This window comes from Colwellia psychrerythraea 34H (assembly GCF_000012325.1).
GTDB classification, from domain to species: domain Bacteria; phylum Pseudomonadota; class Gammaproteobacteria; order Enterobacterales; family Alteromonadaceae; genus Colwellia; species Colwellia psychrerythraea_A.
Genome location: NC_003910.7, coordinates 5,296,299 through 5,317,589, shown reverse-complemented (window position 1 = coordinate 5,317,589; position 21,291 = coordinate 5,296,299). Strand labels below are relative to the sequence as shown.

At 35.2% G+C, this 21,291-nt stretch carries 14 protein-coding genes and 2 pseudogenes; 9 read left to right on the top strand and 7 right to left on the bottom strand.

The window, feature by feature from the left end; all coding sequences use genetic code 11:
• Window positions 1-15: 15 nt before the first annotated feature.
• The 3 genes from CPS_RS22500 to CPS_RS22490 are packed head-to-tail and all read right to left on the bottom strand — an operon-like array spanning window position 16 to window position 4,060.
• Window positions 16-1,113 (bottom strand): glycosyltransferase, encoded by a 1,098-nt coding sequence (locus tag CPS_RS22500; protein WP_011045720.1) that lies wholly within the window; start codon window positions 1,111-1,113, stop codon window positions 16-18.
• A 3-nt stretch (window positions 1,114-1,116) separates the two neighbouring features.
• Window positions 1,117-2,907 carry an asparagine synthase family protein gene (locus CPS_RS22495; protein ID WP_011045719.1) on the bottom strand — a complete coding sequence of 597 codons (1,791 nt, stop codon included), beginning with the start codon at window positions 2,905-2,907 and terminating at the stop codon, window positions 1,117-1,119.
• Window positions 2,908-2,956: 49 nt separating this feature from the next.
• On the bottom strand, window positions 2,957-4,060 hold the full coding sequence (locus tag CPS_RS22490; protein WP_011045718.1) for a glycosyltransferase family 4 protein: 1,104 nt from the start codon (window positions 4,058-4,060) through the stop codon (window positions 2,957-2,959).
• A gap of 114 nt (window positions 4,061-4,174) precedes the next feature.
• Between CPS_RS22490 and CPS_RS22485 the strand changes: the two genes are divergently transcribed.
• The 6 genes from CPS_RS22485 to CPS_RS22455 all read left to right on the top strand — a co-directional run bounded on the left by CPS_RS22485 (window position 4,175) and on the right by CPS_RS22455 (window position 9,605).
• The gene (locus CPS_RS22485) at window positions 4,175-4,387 is read left to right on the top strand and encodes a hypothetical protein (protein WP_011045717.1); all 213 of its coding nucleotides are present in this window, start codon (window positions 4,175-4,177) and stop codon (window positions 4,385-4,387) included.
• Between the two features lie 201 nt (window positions 4,388-4,588).
• The gene (locus tag CPS_RS22480) at window positions 4,589-5,575 is read left to right on the top strand and encodes an endonuclease/exonuclease/phosphatase family protein (RefSeq protein ID WP_041737188.1); all 987 of its coding nucleotides are present in this window, start codon (window positions 4,589-4,591) and stop codon (window positions 5,573-5,575) included.
• Window positions 5,576-5,985: 410 nt separating this feature from the next.
• Window positions 5,986-6,990: an endonuclease/exonuclease/phosphatase family protein gene (locus tag CPS_RS22475; RefSeq protein WP_011045715.1), complete on the top strand. Its 1,005-nt coding sequence runs from the start codon at window positions 5,986-5,988 to the stop codon at window positions 6,988-6,990.
• Window positions 6,991-7,084: 94 nt separating this feature from the next.
• The gene (locus CPS_RS22470) at window positions 7,085-7,360 is read left to right on the top strand and encodes a hypothetical protein (protein WP_011045714.1); all 276 of its coding nucleotides are present in this window, start codon (window positions 7,085-7,087) and stop codon (window positions 7,358-7,360) included.
• Between the two features lie 111 nt (window positions 7,361-7,471).
• Window positions 7,472-7,819, top strand: coding sequence for a hypothetical protein (locus CPS_RS22465; protein ID WP_011045713.1), 348 nt, complete (start codon window positions 7,472-7,474; stop codon window positions 7,817-7,819).
• 757 nt (window positions 7,820-8,576) lie between these two features.
• The gene (locus CPS_RS22455; RefSeq protein WP_011045710.1) at window positions 8,577-9,605 is read left to right on the top strand and encodes a glycosyltransferase; all 1,029 of its coding nucleotides are present in this window, start codon (window positions 8,577-8,579) and stop codon (window positions 9,603-9,605) included.
• Here CPS_RS22455 and CPS_RS23810 read toward each other — a convergent pair.
• Window positions 9,599-9,679 (bottom strand): annotated as a pseudogene (locus tag CPS_RS23810) (sugar phosphate nucleotidyltransferase); the annotation flags it as partial. The gene CPS_RS22455 and the pseudogene CPS_RS23810 sit on opposite strands and share 7 nt — an antisense overlap.
• An 8-nt stretch (window positions 9,680-9,687) precedes the next feature.
• Complete coding sequence (gene xrt / locus CPS_RS22450) at window positions 9,688-11,076, bottom strand: exosortase (protein ID WP_011045709.1); 1,389 nt, start codon at window positions 11,074-11,076, stop codon at window positions 9,688-9,690.
• Window positions 11,077-11,289: 213 nt separating this feature from the next.
• Here xrt and CPS_RS22445 point away from each other — a divergent pair.
• Window positions 11,290-11,631, top strand: a pseudogene (locus CPS_RS22445) (IS1595 family transposase); the annotation flags it as partial.
• Between the two features lie 174 nt (window positions 11,632-11,805).
• The gene (locus CPS_RS22440) at window positions 11,806-13,239 is read left to right on the top strand and encodes a mannose-1-phosphate guanylyltransferase/mannose-6-phosphate isomerase (protein WP_011045707.1); all 1,434 of its coding nucleotides are present in this window, start codon (window positions 11,806-11,808) and stop codon (window positions 13,237-13,239) included.
• Window positions 13,240-13,258: 19 nt separating this feature from the next.
• On the opposite strand, the gene CPS_RS22435 is transcribed toward CPS_RS22440, so the two are convergent.
• Both CPS_RS22435 and prlC read right to left on the bottom strand, forming a co-directional pair.
• A complete protein-coding gene (locus CPS_RS22435) occupies window positions 13,259-13,990 on the bottom strand; it encodes a DNA-3-methyladenine glycosylase I (RefSeq protein WP_011045706.1) in 732 nt (243 codons plus the stop codon).
• A gap of 171 nt (window positions 13,991-14,161) precedes the next feature.
• Window positions 14,162-16,213 carry an oligopeptidase A gene (gene prlC, locus CPS_RS22430; RefSeq protein WP_011045705.1) on the bottom strand — a complete coding sequence of 684 codons (2,052 nt, stop codon included), beginning with the start codon at window positions 16,211-16,213 and terminating at the stop codon, window positions 14,162-14,164.
• Window positions 16,214-16,496: 283 nt separating this feature from the next.
• On the opposite strand from prlC, the gene CPS_RS22425 reads away from it, so the two are divergent.
• Window positions 16,497-21,101 (top strand): EAL domain-containing protein, encoded by a 4,605-nt coding sequence (locus CPS_RS22425; RefSeq protein ID WP_011045704.1) that lies wholly within the window; start codon window positions 16,497-16,499, stop codon window positions 21,099-21,101.
• Window positions 21,102-21,291 lie beyond the last annotated feature (190 nt).

The following is a 21,291-nucleotide window of genomic DNA, read 5'->3' as shown; positions in this document are numbered from 1 at the left end:
TTTTATAGAATACTTTTAGTTAAGATAAATACATTCATATTTCTCAATGGCTTGATTAATTGAATAATTGCTTTCTAATAATAAACGCCCTTGTTTACCATATTCGGTCAATTTTTTAGGGCTTTTAATAAAGCTTTCTATTGCTGTAATTAAGCCCGCTTTATCTTTGTTTTCAACTAATATTCCGGTTTCGTTATTAAGAACAACCTGTGGTATTCCACCTACATTTGTTGCAATAACAGGTAAGTTTGCTGCCATCGCTTCCAGAATGGTCATGGGTATACCTTCTGAAGAAGAGGTTAAGGCAAACACATCTAATGCGTTTAGAATGTTCGCGATGTCTTTTCTTTCTCCTAACATAGTAACTATGTTTTCAAGGTGGTTAGCCTTAATATAAGTTTCTATTTTATTCTGAAGTGGTCCGCCACCAACAATAATTAACTTAATATCTGGAAAGGTTTTAGATATAGCCGCAATAGCATCTATTAATAACAAATGATCTTTAGGCTCAGAAAGGCGAGCAACAATGCCTACACAAAACGTGCTTTGGCTAATACTAAGCTTTTCCTTTGCAAGCTCTTTAGGAATTTGTTCTTTAAAAGCGGTTAACGATACACCGTTAGCAATATACTCAATGGGTGACTTATTTTTGGCGATCCATTGTTGCATTATCTGGGTTATATCAGCAGAAACACCAATTATTTTACTTTTTTGTAAAGTAAAATAATTGATTTTTGTGGTTAAGCCTGAAGTAGGAATGTGCTGGCCGTGCTTAGTTAATACTACCCGGGTTTTAGGAAGTAACTTTGCGCAAATTCCGCCAAAAAAATGTGCTTGCAAATTATGGCAATGAATAACATCTGGTTTAAGTTTTTTAAGCCTTTTATACACTAAAAATGTCGCGATCAATAAGTTATTTGGTATGTTTAACACCTCAATTGAAATGTCATTCTCTATTTGCTCTCCAAGCGCGCCTAAGGTATTTAAACATAAAATAGAGGTTTTACCTGTTGTTCGGCCTATGGCTAAATCAGATACTAAGCGTTCCATACCGCCAACTTCCAAAGAAGGTATTAAATGAATTACATAAAGGCTGTTACTACTCTTAGCCATATATTAAGCACTCATCATGGTATTTAATAACTGTTCTTTACTTTGCCCTAAGCAATGTAATCTTCCCCATAACTCGATATTTAGTAACGTCCATCTTGCGGGGTCTGATTTAGGTAAAGATTCGAACACACTGGAAACATTTGCGCATAATAAATCTTGTAAAAAACCACCTTTTAATAATTTTGCCGAAGGCTCTAACCAAATATGAGTGAGCGTTGGAAAGGCATATTTCTTTCTAAAGGCAACATCATGCCCAATATATTCACTGGTGAACTTACGCCAGAGCCATTTTTTGTGTCCTTCATTGACTTTATATTTATAGGGAAGGTGTAAGCCTAAGTTGATTAGGGCTTCGTGAGCAAAAGGATAATGGGTAACACCACCTTCGAATTCGTCTTTTTCAAAGAATATATGGTTTAAGCCAGTGGGTACTTCTTTTATTTGGATCCAACTAAAAATATCGGCATAACGCTCAATAGCACTATCACCTTTTGGAAAGTCTAGTACTTCGGCTAACAGTTCAGCGCGTTCCATATCGCCCATTGCTATTCTGGAAATATCTTCTGTAGGGGCTACTTGAGAAATGTCCATAACCCAGGCCGCTTCTGAGATAATGCCACGATCTAATTGCATTCTTAATCTTTTCGGTAGTTTCGATAACATTCGAAATAAACGCACCATTGGCATTAATCGAGCAAAGGGTGATAGTCCACCAAAAACGGTGTCGGCTCCTTCTCCGGAAATGAAAACTTTATCACCAGCTTCTAGTGCTAGTTTTCTTGCGTAAATCCCGCCAACAGAATTTGGGCCTGTCATTGGTTGATGAGATTGCTCCATTCTGTCTAGAAAGTTATCTAAAAAAACCTGTTTATTTAAGTTTGCATACTCACAAGGAATCTTGAGTTGCTTAGATAATGGTTTCATCCATTCGTCTTCACTCACAGGAGCGTCGGGTTGGTTAATGCACCAAAAGGTAACGTCTTGCCCCCGTTGGGCTAAATAAGCACCAAGAAATGAAGAGTCAACCCCTCCACCACAAGGAACAGAAACATGTGGTTCATTTTCTAAAGGTTCTAGTGCTTTGTCCATCGCCTTTTTTATTTCTAACAAGACTGCTGATTCTGTCATTGATTTAAATTTTGACTTCAATTCAGGGCTATATTGAGATTTTTCAGTAAGTAACCACTGATGAACGACAAGTTGATCTTGTGTAAAAACACTGACACCACCTGGGGAAATAGCATTGAGGTTTTGCCATAAAGTTCGTTTGCCTGTTCTATGGGCATAAACAAGCATTTCATTTATTTTATCGGTGTTAACACCACTAAATTGTGTGTTTTTGCGTACGGTTTCTAAATTAGAAGAAAACACTAAAGTATTTTGACTAAAGTGATAATAAATAGGAAGAAACCCGCATGCGTCACGAAGCACCACAACTCGGCCTAGTTTTGCTTGAATGGCAAAAACGATTGCGCCGGGTAAAAGTAGGTTGGTTATTTCTTTTTTTATATCGGAAAAAAGTGTTTTTTCGTTTATATCAGCATCATTAAAAATAGACTCATTGATAACTTTGTTACATATGTCTTCAAATTCAATTTCGCTGAGCCCTTGAGCAAAAATAAACCAATCATTACCCACTGACTTATAAGAAACAGTAGACGTAGATTCAAAGAAAAACATTTCGCTTTGCCAGTTTGAAGCAGCTTCTTGCACCTCAAGTTCATCAAATGTTTGGCATTTTATCCAACCTGAAAAACCTGTTTTTACATGTGGCATAAGCCCTGACCAGTTCATAATGTTTCCTTTTATTTTTATCTACTAATATATGGTTGTTTTTAGTTGTTCAGTTTACCGCTTGATTAAAAATATCAGTATATTTGTTGACCATATTGGTAAGTGAAAAATGTTCAGTAATACGTTTATATCCATTTTCACCATATTGCTGACGTAAAGGGGGAGAATTTATTAATATCGCTAATGCATGCTCTACTGCTTTAGGTGAAGAAGGAAGTACTAATAAGCCGGTTTCTTTAGATACTATTATTTCCTTTATACCACCTACTGTGGTGGCAATTACAGGTTTTGCTTTTGCGCCTGCTTCGACAAAAACCAAGCCGAAGGCCTCTTCTACTGAAGGTTGAATAAAAATGTCACACGCTTCTAACCAGCTGAATGCATTATTTATTTGCCCAAGAAAGGTTACATTTTCGTTTATTTGCAGTTTGTTGACCAGTTCAGTTAATTTTTGTTTTTCTTGTGCAGCGCCATCACCAGCAATGTATAAATGCAACGCAGGCATTGTTTTGGTGAATTTTGATAACGCAACTAAGGTGTCTTGATGACCTTTGATTTCTCCTAAATGGCCAATACTAAGCAACATTAATTGATCAAGAGGTATGCCAAGATCAGCCCTTGCTTTATTAATTGACGTTACGGTTGGTTTTTTTTCTATTACAGAGCCGCCATGAACCACATGACATTTGTTTAACGGTAATTTTAAATTGTTGGTGAGTAATGACAGTCGGTCGTGAGAAACAGCAACAAAGTGAGATGCAAAAAGCTTAATTAATTTGTTGACCATATTAGGTTGATATTTAGATAAATCAGAACGATGAAAAGTGGCGACTGTTTTTATGCCACAAGTAACACCTGCAATACTTGCATATAACTGGCTAAATTCACAATGAGCATGAATAAGGTTAATATTATTTTTTATTATTTTTTTTCTTATTTGAAAAACAAGCTTCCAATTGATGCCTGCTGTTTTGTGGAGTACTTCTAAGTCGGGAATACTCACCCAAGATTCGGGTTTGGAAATACATAACGGAACGGTAAAAATCTTCTGTGCTCTTAGCCCTGCAACTGTATCAGTAAAGCGGGTTGTTCTTCCTCCCTTCTCTAAACTTTGTACAACTTCCAATACTCTTAATTGAGCAGGTAATGACATTTTACTTCCTTGACTTATGTTATTATTTTTATAATGTTCGTATCAAAAATATTGAAACTCAATTATCATTTAAAATAATTACTAATATATCTTATTTAGTGGTAGAAGTTAACTATGAAAAGTGGGTGTGTAAAAATTAAAGTTGCTTATATTGTGGGTAGTCTAAATGTTGGAGAAGCAGAGCGTTTTGTTATTGATTTATGTAGTATTCAAAAACAATCAAAGATGAAACCCACCATTATATCATTAGGCAGCCCTGATGATATAATAGTGGGAGAATCTAGGGTTAACAATATTCCTGTTGCCAGTTATGATGGCGGATCGTAAATTAAAATTATTAGCGTTTTTATTGTGCTATTAAAATTTGATATTATTCATATTCATTCACCTTATGCACTACAGTTTTTAAGCTTAGTTTTGCCTTTTTTAAAAAAAGGTAATTTATACACGACATGGTGCTGATGCTTTCACTTACTATTAGTGATAATTTTTCGATAAAAAATTCAGTTAAAAAATATGAAAAACTATATGTGGGATAAAATAAAAAATAACTTTCATTATTTTGTTAACTTTTATTTTATCGCGTGTTGCCTCGCATGTGCGCTTGTTACCCTGCTTCCTTGGTGGCCTTCAACTATTTTTCTTGTTATTCCTAAATATATTTTATTATTTGCACCACGAAGGTTATTATTTCTAGCCTTATTGGTTTTATTGTTTTTGTGGAATAATCTTTCAAAAATTCAAAAGTATTCTTTACCTTTATTATTCTTTATTTCAATTAAATATTTAGATTTCGGGATGAATTTTAATCCAAATAATATTGTGGAAGAGCATAAAATAGTTAAGATTATTACAGCCAATATTGGTGAAGGTGGGCAAGTAAAGAAAATAAAATTGTTATTGAAATATTACCAACCTGATATTTTACTTTTACAGGATGCTAATAGCATTTCTCTAAAAAAAATAGATATTGATTACATGTTTTTCGAATGTGTAGGTGAATTATGCATATTAAGCAAGCATCCTTTTGAACGAACAAACCAACTAAGCAGAGCTTTAGTGGGGGGGTGGGGGAATTTTGCAGTTTTTTATAAGCTATACCTAGGTGAGAATACCCTTAATATTGCTAATGTTCATCTACAATCTGTACATTCATTGTTAGTTGATATACAGAAAGGTAGTGTTAATTTTTCAGATATTGTACAACTTGAAGACAATAAGCGTATTGAAACTGGAATTCTAAGTTCTTGGATAAAATACGAACCTTATTCCCTTATTGTGGGGGACTTTAATATGCCAATTGAAGAGAATATATACCAAGAAAATTTTTCAATGATAAATAATGCATTAAGTGATGTTGGGATTGGTTTTAACGATACAATACGAATAGATGGTTTAAGTCTTAGAATAGATCATATTTTATTTAGTAACCAATTTGATTTAATTGATGCTCAAGTTATCGAGTCATTAGGGGGAGATCACTTACCTGTAATGGTAAGTTTAATTATTAAGTAGTAGGGTTATTGTAATGGGAAAATTAACAGTTTTGTGTGTTGTTCTATTTTGTTTAATATCTAGTGCTTTTGGTCAAATATTGATGGAATTACTTTTAAATTTTCATTAGATAAAGAGGCTGCTCGGTTATTAGGTAATATCAATCTCACGAAGTATGTGATCATTTCTACTGATTAAAACAACTAGTTATTGAAAATAATGTCTTGTGTTTTGCCAACTAAATATCGCTACCAAGTTTTAACTGGATGTTGGATTAAGAGAATGCGAATTAGTTCGGCAAACATGTGAGTACCTTGAAATAGAAGTATTGAAAGTAAAGAGCATGTTTATCTATTAGACGCTAATGCTTTCGCTTACATTTGTGATTATTTATCGATAAAAAACTCAGCCGAAAAAGGATGCAGCAATATATGTGGGATAAAAAAAACAAAATTTTTCATTATTTTGTTAACTTTTATTTTGTCGCATGTTGTCTCGCATGTTTACTTGTTACCTTGCTGCCTTGGTGGCCGACATTAAATTTATTTATTATTCCCAAATACTTATTGTTGTTTGGTCCTCGTTGGTGGTTATTAGTTATTGTATTGTTAATGCTTCTATTTTGGCGTTTTCTCTCAAAGCGTCAATTTGTTATTTTTCCTTTATTGGTTGCTTTAGCATTTAATTATTTAGATTTTCAACTACCAAATTTAGCTACTTTATTTGCCAATAACAACGACAAAGCTAGTCAAATAAAAGTTATTACCTTTAACATTGGTGGTGGCTCAAAAGACGAATTACAGCTATTGGTGAAATATATGAAGCCTGATATTTTGCTTTTGCAAGAGGCATTAAAAGTAAATTTAGAAGTATTATTTGATCAGCGCTATTATAGTGAATGTATTTCAGGTTTATGTATTTTAAGCAAGTTTCCTTTTCAACAAACAAATAGACTAAATCGAAAAATGTTTGGTGGATGGGGGACATTTGCTACTTTTTATAATGTAATCACACCTTATGGTGAACTTTCGTTGGCTAATATTCATTTAGAAACGCCTAGGTCTGTATTAATGGGGGCTATATATCGTCACCCTGATCAGCAATTAGCCGAAAGCACCGAAAGTAACCGTGAGTTGGAAGTTAATTTACTTAATTTGTGGGCGACAAATAGACCTTATACAATCATTGCTGGCGATTTTAATATGCCCGCTGATGAAAACCTTTACCAACAAAATTTTTCTCTGCTTAATAATGTTATTGAAGTAAAAGGCTTTGCTTTTAATCGCACTAAGTATACCTCTTGGCATGGCGCAAGAATTGACCATATATTATATTCGGATGACATATCTTTATCGTCGGTAGAGGTTGTTGAACGGGTAAAAGGTGATCACCGGCCTGTTATGGCTACTTTGGTGATTAAAGCTGTTGATAGATAATGGTGCTAGATAGTAATGGTGAATGTTCACAATAAGGGATGGCAAATGATAAAGTCGCTATGGTCTTTTTTTTGATAACTTATTTACTTTTTCCATGAATGCTTTTGCTAATGCGCAGCAACAGAAAATTAGTTTTGATGTTTCATTAAATAGCTCCTCAACATTACTTTTACCTATTCCTAATCAGTTAATTTATACCAATACAACTTTTGAGTTGTGGCAAAATAAGAGAAGAGTGAATGCGAGTTATTCACTTGTTAATAAATGGCCAGTATTACATGGTAAAAAGTATATTCGTTTATTAAATATTACGCCCGACAGTATTAATGGTTTATCTGGGGTGTTAACTTTAACTTGGCAAGAAAGTTAAAAAGGAAATGTTCGATAATATAGCATCGCTAATAAAAATAAATCGTTAAATACAAGCTTAGTTTACCCCTCAAAAAACTGGCTAGAGCAAAGTTTATTACTTCACCCTAAAATGAATGATATTGATAACCGCTGGTATACAGAGCCGCAAAAGAAGTATGCTAACTATGTAACCAACGTTGTTTTACTTACTCAAAAAGGTTACTCCTCAAATAAACCATTCACAATGGTTATACGACCGTTCTCAAGCGGTTTATCAACTATATATATGACCGGTGATAAACAGTGGTTAAATAAAGCGAATACTTTAACTGATTTGTATCAAAAAAATATTGATGATGGAGGCAAGTTTAAGCTAAAAAAGAGTTTTGATGTTAAGTCTTTAATGCCAAAGGGCTTACTATATCGTTATTTATTCAGTGGTGATGTACAGGCAATAAGCACTTTAGTTAAAATATAATAATCGCTCGTTATATTGGGGTCCATAATATGCCTTAAGGCGAGGTTTTTGGACCGAGCGTAATCAGGCTACTGCTTTAAATACTGCTGTTTCTTATTGGGAATTAACTAGTGATAAAGGAGCGCAAGATCGAGTAAATGCTATTATTGATGGCAAAGTAATAATGATTTTTAATCCAGAGAGTAACTGGGTTATTAGAGGTTGCCCTTAGCATTCTTTTAAATCTCATAAAGGTTGGAGTGATACACACCCACTTGCTCTCCGTGGATGATGGCATTACTAGGAGATGCTTTATGGCGATTTTATCAGTTAACTGGTGATAAAAGATCAGTGGCTCTCATTGATGCTTTTGGTGATTTTGTTTTTAATTACGGTTTATTTTATGGTGACAAGCAGGTAAAAACATTGTCATACCTAAGTATATTGTTTCTATTGATAATGCAGAGCAAGAAGAGTTAAATCAATTGAGTGATCCCCAGCATGTTTGTGATGTTGCAGGGTTATTGGATAAGTCAGTTTATATAAAAATAAAGCGGGTAGTGATAGTTTTCTCATTCAATATTTGTTCACTGCTTTTGTAGAACAATGTCGGCAGAGTTATGTTAGATTAAAAAAAGAACAAAACAAACCATGTTGCTCACTAAAACCTCCAAGACGCTTTGCTTGGATGTGCTCTACTACAAGTGATTTACCTTAGTTAAATAATTTAATCAACGAACAGTATTAACCAAGAAATCTTGAATAAAGGAATTAAAACATGACACAAAAAAAAGTAACAATTGTAATCTCACCCAGAGATCGATTTAGTGGTTTGTCTGATTGTATCGATCTGGTTTATCGATATACCGATGAAAATTTATTTGATCTTGTTATTTTAGATCTAGGGTATCCAAAGGCGGAATTATCAAAAGCACAAAAGAGTATCTCTGGTAAGTCTAATGCGAGTATCTCGTCTTATGGTTTAATGATACCTATGGAAGGGCTTTTACAAGTACAGGGGAAAATAAAAACGCCTTTTACTTTTTTACTTGATAATGATTCAAGAGTATCTGAAAACTGGTTACCGCCATTAATTGAAACTGGCGAAGAAACGGGAGCAGCGGTTATTGCCCCTTTAATTCTGGAAACCGATGGTGTTGATGGTGCTTATACTCGTAATCACTCGTTTAATGTTGAAATAAAAGTGGTAGATGTTGAAGGCACCCCTTATTTAATTGAAAATAAATTATATCGCCGTGAATTGCCTGAGAACATGCCTACTGAAATTCAGCCAACACATGCATTTGAGTTACATGGTGTTATGTTTAGAACGGATGCTTTTGACAATATAGAATTGCCTTATATGACCATACGGGAGCATTTAGATATTGGCATGCAGTTAACGGCTAAAGGTGAGCTTTTATTTGCTGAACCAAAATCAATTATCTATTTTGATAACCTAGGCACTAGAGGAGAGTTAAATGATCTTAAATATTTTAACTATCGCTGGAATGCTAAAATAGCTAAGTATTCTCATGATTTATTTGAAAAACGCTGGGGTTATAAATGGTATGGCGAACAAGCTATTTATTATTGGTGCGTTCGTCGACGCATTTATATGTTACTTCGTTGGCTTTATATTCCTATCCCGGCAGCAAATTTTATTGATCGGCTAGTTAGTAGCCTTAAAAGACGAATCTCGCCTATTTGGGATCCAATTAGTAATCCTAATGAAGTATCTACGTTGCTTTATGATAGGCTAGAAGGCAACAAGGCTGTACCATTAAGTCATGATATTAAATTATAATAAGCGGTTAACTGTTTACTAACAACTTTGGTTAGTGGGTAGAGTCTAATCCCACTACCACCTGCTAATATAATTCATTTTCTCATAATAAAACCTTTTTTGTGTGCGAATTTATTGCTTGTGCGTTTATTGTATTTAATTGAAACTGCCAATGCAATTTAGTCTTTCTTTTTCCCAATAATGCTTGTTTTAATCTTTCAAGCTTGAATCGTGAGGAACTTCCAAATTTTAGTTCTGATATTTCATAACTGACCGTAATGGTGGCAGTTTTTAGACCTTTTGTTATTTTAATCACTTGCTCTTCATTGCTTATAACTTTACTAACAACAAGCCAGTTTTTAGGAATAAAGTTATTTTCATAAAAAGTAGGTTTTGATTCTAGATTACTTTCACTAAAATTGTAAATTAATTGCGTTTTTATTGAGCTGTTAGTGATAACTTCAACCGTTGAAGCGTGATAAATGATAGGTTGAACAAGCACATTTTTAAGTTTTGTTTCAGGCTCTGTTGTTGCTGACATTTGTAATGAGGTAGAAGAAAACAATAAAATTATAAACAAAACAACTCCCAACTGCCCATTAGGTGTATTCAGTTGTAATTTGGCTGAACTGTCAGATGCGATTGGTTTGTTGTTTTCTTTATCAGCAAGGTACCCACCAAACTTAAACAGTAAGAACATAAAGGGAATATAAATGTACCAACCAAACATATTATGATCAGTCATTAAGTCACTGGTCATTTCTGTTTGGTGACCAATTATAATTAAAGCTGATATTCGTAACCAGTTTGTTAATAACGCACCAAGTATTGCCACTGAAATAAATATTGCGGTATTTTTTATTGTTCTAAAATATAGAAAAGAAAACAAAGTACTAATTGCTAGAGAAGTAAGCAAGTAACGTAACCCACTACAACCACCGGCAATTTCAAATACTCCTGATGGAATATGTACAAACTGCTCTTCAACAAATACAGGAATAGTAGTGAACCCCATAAGGGTCTGAGCCGCAAATACTGATAGGTTTTGTAGGGGAATGGTTAATATCCCCCAAACAGGAAGTAAAAAAATAAAATAGGATGCGGCTGCAGCTATTTTGATATTAGCATTGAAAACAAAAATAATACTTGAACAAAATAATAATAAAATGGTCAACCAGTATAACAGGCTAATTTGCGCAGTTGACGTAACAAAAAGTATATAGGCACTTATAATTAGTAGTACTGAAGCAGGTAAAGATATAGTTTCCCTATACTTTAATTCTCCATTGTTATTTATCACATAAAATAAATAAGCAACAATAAGAGGAATCAAATAAGCGTGTGAATAAGTGCCATCATCAAAACTATATCTCCATAGGGTCTGCATGATAGGAATATTTAATAGGGCTATTAATATTGTAATTGCAAGTATTAAGATGACAGGTGAAAAATTATGTTTAAATATATTTGAATTGATTTTTTTTATATTCAAAGTATTACCCTTAATGATATTATTTTTCTATGTAGATAAAATTTTGTAAATTACTTTACTTCTATGTTTTAATAAAACAGGCTACAGCTAAATTCAACGGGTAATAAATGGTATTAAATGTATGTAAATTATACATACATTTTTATGTTATTGTCGTTAGTAAAAGTTAGTTTAAACGGGATAATACACATTTAGATAATATATATCAAAGGCTATGTTCCCGTGTTAACGGTACGAGATAGAGGGAAACATACCTATGAAGCTAGTTATTCCTTCGAGCAACTCAACAAAGAGTCACAAGGAAAAATAGCCAAAGATTGCGTCTTGTGCCGCGATGGTTTTAGTGCTTATATCAAATTTTCACAAGGTAATGATTTTATTCACAAACGGCTGAATGTAGCCGTTGGTGTTCAGGTTATTGAAAAAGTATTTCACATTCAAAATGTTAATGCTTACCACCGTCGCTTAAAGGCTTGGATAGATAGATTTCATAGTGTGGCGACTAAGTATGGAGAAAATTACTTAGGTTGGTTTAGGTTTTTAGATACCAGTTAAAATCCTAACAAAAACAATCAATTTAAAGCTTAGCAACACATGGCGGAACATAGCCAAAATCTATTGTCCTATTACTTGTTAATGAAAGATAAAAGAGGTTTTACTCTCTATTAGTATCGCTTACTATAACCGCATTATTTTCTATGAAACTTCAACATCATCAACGGAATAAATATGAATACAAAAACAACTTCTTCTGCTGTATCTATTTTCCCTGCAATAATGTGTGGCGGCAGCGGCACACGTCTTTGGCCACTTTCTCGCGCACTTTTCCCTAAGCAATTTTTACCTTTAGTTAACGATACTAGTATGTTGCAAGATACGCTTTTACGCTTACCTGAAAATAGTAAGGAAGCCGTATTTATTTGTAATGAAGAGCACCGATTTTTAGTGGCGGAACAGGTGAGACAGTTATCTTCATCGCAAGGAACAATTTTACTTGAGCCAGAAGGGCGTAATACCGCTCCAGCTGTAGCATTAGCGGCGATTAACGCCCTAGAAAAAGATAAAGGTGCGCTTTTACTGGTGTTAGCTGCAGATCATGTTATTCAAGATACTGCTGCTTTCCACCAAGCGGTTGAGCAAGCAAGTATTGTTGCACAGCAAGGAAAACTCGTTACCTTTGGTATTGTCCCCACTCACGCCGAGACTGGTTATGGCTATATTAAAAAGGGCAATGTGCAAAGCTCAGGTACTTTTGATGTTGCAGAATTTGTTGAGAAGCCTAAACAGGATATAGCCGATGAATATTTAGCTTCAGGTGACTACTTGTGGAATAGTGGTATGTTCTTATTTAAAGCCTCGCGCTATTTAGAAGAGCTAGCTAAGCATCGTGGTGATATTTTAGAAAACTGTCAGCGAGCTATGAAAGGTGTTGAGCAAGATCTTGATTTTATGCGTCCAAATAAAGCAGACTTTTTAGCTTGTGCTAGTGAGTCAATAGATTATGCGGTAATGGAGAAAACAGACTCTGCGGTAGTCATTCCACTTGATGCTGGCTGGAGTGATGTCGGCTCTTATTCTGCACTTTGGGAAGTCTGTCAGCAAGATGATGACAAAAACGTATTAAAAGGTGACGTAATCGCTCAGCAAACGACTAATAGTTATATTCACAGTCAAAACAAGCTGATTGCAACAGTTGGTGTTGATAACTTAGTGATTATTGATACACCTGATGCTGTATTAGTTGCCAATAAAGATAAAGTACAAGAAGTTAAACAAATAGTTGAGCAGTTAAAGGCCGATAAGCGTAGTGAGGCAGTATTACATCGTGAAGCCTACCGCCCGTGGGGAAAATATGACTGTATTGATACGGGAGAGCGTTTCCAAGTTAAGCGCATTACTGTAAAGCCAGGCGCTAAACTATCAGTGCAAATGCATCATCACAGAGCTGAACACTGGATCATAGTGTCAGGTACAGCGAAAGTAACGATAGATGAAAAAGTTGTGTTATTAACTGAAAACCAATCAGCTTATATTCCTGTTGGCGCTGTTCATGCGCTAGAAAACCCAGGGAAACTACCATTAGAAATGATTGAAGTACAATCGGGTAGTTATTTAGGTGAAGATGATATCGTTCGTTTTGAAGATAAGTATGGCCGTTCTTAGTTAGCAAATTATGTGCAGGTTACTCCTCAACCTGCACATAATTATCGCCACTAGCAAAAGCAATCAAACGACTTAATTGCGTTAAGTTATAGCCACTTTGTGTTTGTAATGTATTAAAAAACGCTTGAATAGCTGTTAAGCTTTTTTTACTTTGCAAACCACCATCAATTATCTGCTGTGCTCTTAAATAAGCTTCAACATCACTGCTTAAAATGAAGGTATCTTTGCCTAATAATCTAAGTGCGTATGGGCCAGTATTACCACCTAAGCGTTGACCATGCTTTTTCAAATAAGCCCACAAGCCTATGATGTCTTCACTTGGCCAGTCATTAATAAATTGCGCAAAGCTGATGCTTTTTTCTAGTGAGATATCAAACATCATCTGCGCATTGGCTTTAATAGTCTTTACTTTATTGTAATTACGAATAATCTTCGGATCTGCTGCTTTTCGTTCCAACATTTCTTCAGGCATCATTAGCATTTTTTCGATATTAAAATTAAAAAAATGTTCCTCAAAGTCAGGCCATTTATTCTCAACCACTCGCCACACAAAACCAGATTTAAAAATCTGCTTGGTAAAAGCGGCTAACACTCTATCGTCAGTGAGTTGGCTAATGCTTTCTTCTGCGGCGTTATCATCGAGTAATTTCTTGCCCAATATTCTTTTACCTAGCAATAGCTCAAGTGCCAACTTGCCACCTTTTCGATCGGCGGCACGCTGGTATAATGATTTAAATGATTCGTGGGTCATAACTTCTTAATTAAATTAGGCATTATTATTGGGTGATGTCATTCCCACATTATCTGAGCAGGAATCCATATTATGCACAATAAACCTTGGGTGTAAGTGACACAGATACTGGACCCCCGATTAATACACCTCGGGGATGACGTCCTTCATGTTGAATGTTTACATTAATATTTACGCTTCAATACCACAGTGACGCAATAGCGCATCAATTTCTGGTGCTCTGCCTCTGAAGTTTTTAAACAACACGCTTGGCTCTTCGCTGCCGCCTTTTTCTAAAATATTGTTTAAGAATGACTGACCGGTTTCTTCATTGAAGATGCCTTGCTCTTCAAATAAACCAAATGCGTCAGCGGATAATACTTCAGCCCACTTGTAGCTGTAGTAACCTGCTGAATAACCACCGCCAAAGATGTGGCTAAAACCATGTTGAAAACGATTAAATTCAGGCGCTGTTACTACAGAGTACTTGGTTCTAACATTATCGAGCACTTGTTGAATATGTTTTTCATTATTCAATGCATTGGGGTTATAGCTTTCATGCATAGTGAAATCAAAGATGCTGAACTCAATCTGACGCAACATTTGCATCGCTGATTGGAAATTCTTTGCCGCCAACATTTTGGTTAACATTTCTTGAGGCAATGACTCACCACTTTCAAAATGGCCTGAAATAAACGCAAGTGCTTCGGGTTGCCAACACCAGTTTTCTAAAAATTGACTAGGAAGTTCTACTGCATCCCAAGGAACGCCATTAATACCGGCAACACTGCTGGCGTTTATTTGGCTTAACATGTGATGAATGCCATGACCAAACTCATGGAATAAGGTAACAACTTCATCATGGGTAAATAATGCCGGTTGATTGCCTACAGGGCCGTTAAAATTACACGTTAAATAGGCAACTGGATATTGAATAGACCCATCAGCTAGCTGGCTTCGACCAACACAGTCATCCATCCAAGCTCCACCACGTTTTTTCTCGCGGGCATAAAGGTCAAGATAAAAGCTGCCTCGTCTTTCACCTGATTTATCAAATACATCATAAAAGTTAACATCGTCATGCCATACATCAACACCTTCACGATGTTTGATAGATAGGCCAAATAACTTATGGACCACTGCAAATAGACCAGAAACAACTTTGTCTTTAGGAAAATATGGGCGTAATTGTTCATCTGAAATGGCGTAACGACTTTGTTTTAACTTTTCGCTGTAATAAGCCAGATCCCAAGCCTGTAAATTATCTTTCTTGAATTCAGTCGCAGCAAAGTCGCTTAGTTCTTTAAAGTCTCGTTTACCTTGGTGTTGTGATTTAATGGCTAAGTTTTCAAGAAACGCCATGACTTCACTCGTGGTATTGGCCATTTTAGTGGTTAATGAATGTTGAGCATAGTTGTCAAAATCAAGTAAATTAGCTAATTCATGTCGCAAGCTTAGTAACTCATCCATGATGGCGCTATTATCAAATTTATTTGCATTAGGCCCCTGGTCTGACGCACGAGTAACAAATGCCGTATAAAGTTGCTCACGTAAATCAGCATTATCACAATACATCATTACCGGTAGATAACTTGGAATATCAAGAGTAAAAGTAAACCCCTGTTGCTCTTTTGCTGTGGCAAGTTCTTTTGCCGCCGCTAAAGCACTCTTCGGCAAGCCGGTAAGCTCTTTTTCGTCTTCAATGGTAATACTAAAGGCATGGGTAGCATCGAGCACATTATTGCTAAAACTAGAGCTGAGTTCTGATAAGCGAGTCGCTATTTCACCATAACGCTTCTTATCATTATCACTTAAAGCAATACCTGATAGTTTAAAATCACGAAGGGCATTCGTGATAACTTTTTGTTGAGCTACGTCGAGCTGTTCAAATTGCTTACTGTTTTTAACGCTAAGGTAGGCTTGATATAAACCTTCATGTTGACCAACAAAGGTGCCATATTCAGATAAAAGGGGCAGACAAGACTCATACGCATCACGCAATGCATCACTACTCACAACTGAATTCATATGGGAAACAGGTGACCAAAGTTTAGATAGCACATCATCAACTTCATCAATGGGTAATACTAAATTATCCCAAGTAAAGACATCATCATTAGCGAGAACTTGCTCAATAATTTTTTTGCAATCTTTAATTGATTGCTCAACAGCAGGTTTTACATGTTCAGGCTTAATTTTTGAAAAGGCAGGTAGTTCGCTAGATACTAATAATGGATTGGTCATAATGCTTAAAAATTAGTTTATGTTATTAAGAGATGTAAGACCTAGAGAGGCTTTATTCAAGGCTATTCAATCAATAGTTATGAAATATTCATCATATGAAGTTATAAATACACATTGTTAATGTTTTACTCAATTACTTATTGGTGTGATTTTATTGTATAGCGTAAGTAAACCTGTTGTTAGCAGTTGTATTTTTTATTGATTTTTGTTTGCACAAAGCCATCGTAAACTATACTTTATGGGACCTTTATATTTTTATAATTAATTCTGTTGTTGAGTAACTATGCTTAAGAGATTACTTATTTCCTGTCGACTATTGTTAAGTATTTTTTTTAGCGTTATTTTTTTTAGCGTTATTTTCATTGGCGGCATTGTCGCATCTAGCACCAGTTATGCTGCAATAGAAAACCTTTCCCTAGAGCTTCTTTCTGTTGATGATGGTTTGTCACAAGGTAGTATTCATTCAATTATTCAAGACAAAGCAGGTTTCATTTGGCTAGGTACTGAAAGTGGCGTCAATGTTTATGATGGTAATGAAGTTAGGCAATTGCCAGGACCCAAAAATAGTTTTGAAAATGTTGCTATATACAATGTACTTGAAGATAAAAATGGTTTTATTTGGTTAAATGTTGATGGTCGAAAACTTTATTGTTATAAGCCTAAAACAGATAGTTATCAGCATATCCCAATAAAACTTGCGCAAGGCTTTGATTACTATATTAGGGACTTGATTAATGATTATGACAATAAAATATGGGTGTTAACATCAAAAACGCTCGGTGTTTATAATCAAGTTACTGACGAGTACAAGCAAGTAGTAGATTTAGAATCAGAATTAGCAGGTAATTTATCACTATTTCAGATGTCATTGTATGATGGCGTGATCTACCTGGCTTCTAAGATAGGTATTTTTGCTTATGATATTGAGAAAAATCATTGGAAAAAACTACCGCAAATACCCGCTGATATATCTAAGCAATCAAGCATTGAAGAACTTAATAAAATATATACTGTACATGCAGATAACAATCATACTTTATATTTAGGCTCCTTCGATGGTTTTTTTGCTATAAACGTAGCTGATATTAAAGCATATATTGCGGAAAAATCGCAATTACCAAACTACCAAAAACTTATTGAAAATATGGCCGCATGGCAGACCTTACTTGATGGCGAAATGCTTTATGTAGCCTCTGATAAAGGTTTGTATGTTATTAATACACTCAATAATAGTAGTGAGTTCTTGTTTGGTTTTAGTGATTATTTTGACAATATTACCGATGACAACATACATACATTGATTAAAGATAATCACGGAGTTTTCTGGTTAGGCTCAAATACTGCAGGGGCTTATCAATGGGACCCTCAAAAAGAATTAGTTAAAAACTATGGTTATAAAAAAAATAATCCCGCTAGTTTGAGTTATAACGAAGTGTGGCATGCTTTACCTGACAGCCTCAATAATGATTTACTTTGGGTTGCTACCTCAAATGGTTTGAACTTAATTGATCTAACTAAGCAGCAAGTGACTCCCTTTTTGGTGAATGATGACTCCAAAAGCATCTATACCCAGAGCCATATTTATAGTTTAGTGACGTTATCGCCTGAGCAGTTACTTGTCTCTACTGCTCAAGGTGTACTTCTATTTGATAAAAAGCAGGAGAAAACATTAGCATTACCCTTTAATGATGAAGTTAATCAGCTGCTGGCATTAGAGCAATTTGACATTCTAAAAGAAGGTGATTTCTTATGGTTAACGAATGAAAAAGGTATTTTTAGAATAAACTTAATTACTTATCAAGTTGATACGTTAAGTGAAATTACGACTCAGTTTTCCCCTGAACGTTTATTGTATTTCTTGGGCTCATTACCAAATAGTGATTGGTTTTTACTCACCAGTAATGATGGTTTATGGGGCTTTAATGTCAATACACGAGAATTTGTACAGCTTTATCAACTGGAAGGGATACTCGCAGGTGAAAACGTTTATATCGATAACTGGGCGATTGATAAAAACCAAGTGCTCTGGTTGAGCTACAGTGGTAAAGGCCTTATTGGTTTAACATTACCTGATTTTAAAGAAAAATATTTTTACCATAAAGCTAACTCCATTATTGAAAATAACGTTTATGGTGTCATGGCAGATGAATCTGGGGATATCTGGTTCTCTAGTCATGATGGTATATTTATGTTGGATTCTGATAACCAACATATAAGTCATTTCACTCGTAAAAATGGTCTTGGAGCGACAGAATTTAATGCTAGGGCTAATGCAAAATTAGCGAATGGTTTATTTGTCTATGGTTCTATGGAGGGGATTAGTCTTTTTGACCCTTTACAGCTAAAAAAAATATATGATAATGAAAATATTACAGTCAAAGTTACCGCCGTAGAATTATTATCTCGAGATTTAGTCCTACCTTTAGTCATTGAAAATAATGCTGTTATTAACCTAAACCATGATGATGTAGGTATTCGTATTGATTTCTCTACTTTTTCTTACGGTAATGAGAAAAGCATCATCTATAAATATCATTTAACGGGACAAGACAACATTGATTTTCCGGCAAGTCGTGAGGCTCATGTTACCTTTCCTAGTCTCGCTTCAGGTAAACATACTTTATCAATTCAAGCTAAATCTCCTTATACAGGAGAGTTCTCTTCGCCTGTATATATTAAATTTAACGTAGGCTTTGCTCCATGGCGTTCACCTTTAGCGATATTACTTTATTCTATCGCCTTAATGTTAATGATGGTGACTTGGTATCGTTATCGTAAAACCCAGCAACAATTATTACTTGATGTTCATGAGCAAGTAAAATATCGAGAAAACCGCTTACAACTAGCCTTAACGGGTAGTAACAGTGAGGTCTGGGATTGGCAAGCCGATGAAGACTTAATATTTGGCAAGCGTATTTCTTTAGATTTAGGTTACCGAGAAAAAGCGCTGTTTTATAGTTTAGAAGAGCATGTAGCGCTTATTCATCCTGAAGATCATGATAATTTTATTCATTGTTGGCAGCTATTTATTAGTAGCGCTAATCTAAAGGATAACTTTTCCTGTACCTATCGTTTGAAAACATCAGATGGTCAGTGGTTTTGGTATAAAGATTTAGGAAAAATTGTTGCTGTAGATGCTAATAATCATCCTGTCAGAGTGACAGGATCTTATACTAATATTACCGAGTCGCGCGCTAATGAAGAGCGCGCTCAGTATTACGGAGATGCCTTTCAGCAAACCCAAGATTGGGTATTTATTATTGATGAAAAAATATCCCGAATCACTGCAAACCAGTCAATGCGTGCTGTTTTTGATTGGCCAGAAGAAGAGTTTGATTTTAGTGACAAACTCTTAGGCGTCAGCCAGAAACGTCGCAGTTTTTATCGTAAATTAATGCTTTCGCTAAAAGAGGGGGAGCATTGGCGTGGAGAAGAGTTGATAGTTACCGCCAATAAGGATGAATACCACGTCATTATTAACGTCACGGTAGGGTTTAGTTCAGTAACTAATGCGTTACATTATTTGTTTGTTTTAACGGATATTAGCGCGCAGAAAAGTGCGGAAAGTGAATTGCGATTATTAGCAAATTATGACCATTTAACCGGATTACCCAATCGTACGTTATTACTTGAACGTATTAAGCATGCGATAGATTTTTCTAATCGACGAGATACCTCCATTGCGGTATTTTTTATTGATCTTGATCGATTTAAGCAAGTTAATGATTCTTTAGGGCATGATTTCGGTGATTTATTATTACGAGAAATCACTAATCGCTTACAAAGTACATTACGCATCGATGATACGGTAGCACGTATAGGAGGTGACGAATTTGTTGTGCTACTAGAGAGTTTCGCTAATGAAAATCAATTGGGAAGAATTGCAGAGAAAGTTATTGACACCATTGGTCAATCCGTTGATTTAGATGGAAATTTAGTTAGTGTTGGTGCAAGTGTAGGCATTGCGCTATACCCTAATGATGGTATTAATTCAGACGAATTATTACGCCATGCTGATGTTGCTATGTATCATGCGAAACAAGCCGGAAAAAGTAACTTTAAATTTTATACTGCACAAATGAACGTTGAAGCAATGGAGCGCTTGAGTCAGGAGTCGGCATTAAAATTAGCAGTAAAAAATAATGAGTTTATCAATCACTACCAACCTATTATTAATGCTTATACGGGTAAGGCTGTGGGAGTCGAGATGTTAATGCGTTGGCAAACGTCTACTGGCTTAGTGCCACCAAGTGACTTTATTCCTTTATCAGAAGAGCTCAATTTAATCATCACGATGACAGAAATGGCACTTGAGCGAGTATGTAAAGATCTAAAAGAATGGCATACCATACGACCTGAATTTTATGTGTCGATAAACTTATCAGTACAACACTTTGTTGAAGCAGACATAGTCTCATTTATTAGTGAGTTATTGGCACGTTACCAATTACCTGCAGCAATATTACGTGTTGAAGTAACAGAGAGTTCGCTAATTTTACAACCTGAAAATGCCATCACCACCATGCGTAAGTTATCTTCACTAGGTCTTACTTTAGCGCTTGATGATTTTGGCACTGGTTTTTCGTCATTGTCTTATTTAAAAAAGTTACCTTTAGATATTATAAAAATTGACCGTAGCTTTGTTGCTGGTATTGGTATAAATGAAGCAGATGAAGCGATTGTTGATACCACGCTAGTATTAGCAAAAAGACTTAACATGCATTGTATTGCAGAAGGTGTAGAAACGGTTGAGCAATTTAATTATTTAGTGGCCAAACAATGTCATTATCTACAAGGTTATTTATATAGTAAGCCAAGCTCAGCGGAAAAGATTATGAAAAATTTGCTGATAGATAAGACAGAACTTACTTATAGCCAAGCCCTTTGAAGGTGGGTATTACTGAGCGATTTACGATTAAATGGCTCATTTTATTAATAGTTATTTCCTTAAAAATAAGGCAATGAAGAGCATAAACTGTTCGGAAGACCCCGCAGGGCTAGTATAGAAATGTTTTATGCTACGTTATTAATTTCGCAAATAGCATACTATCCCTCCAACCATTGCCTTGTCTGAGGGC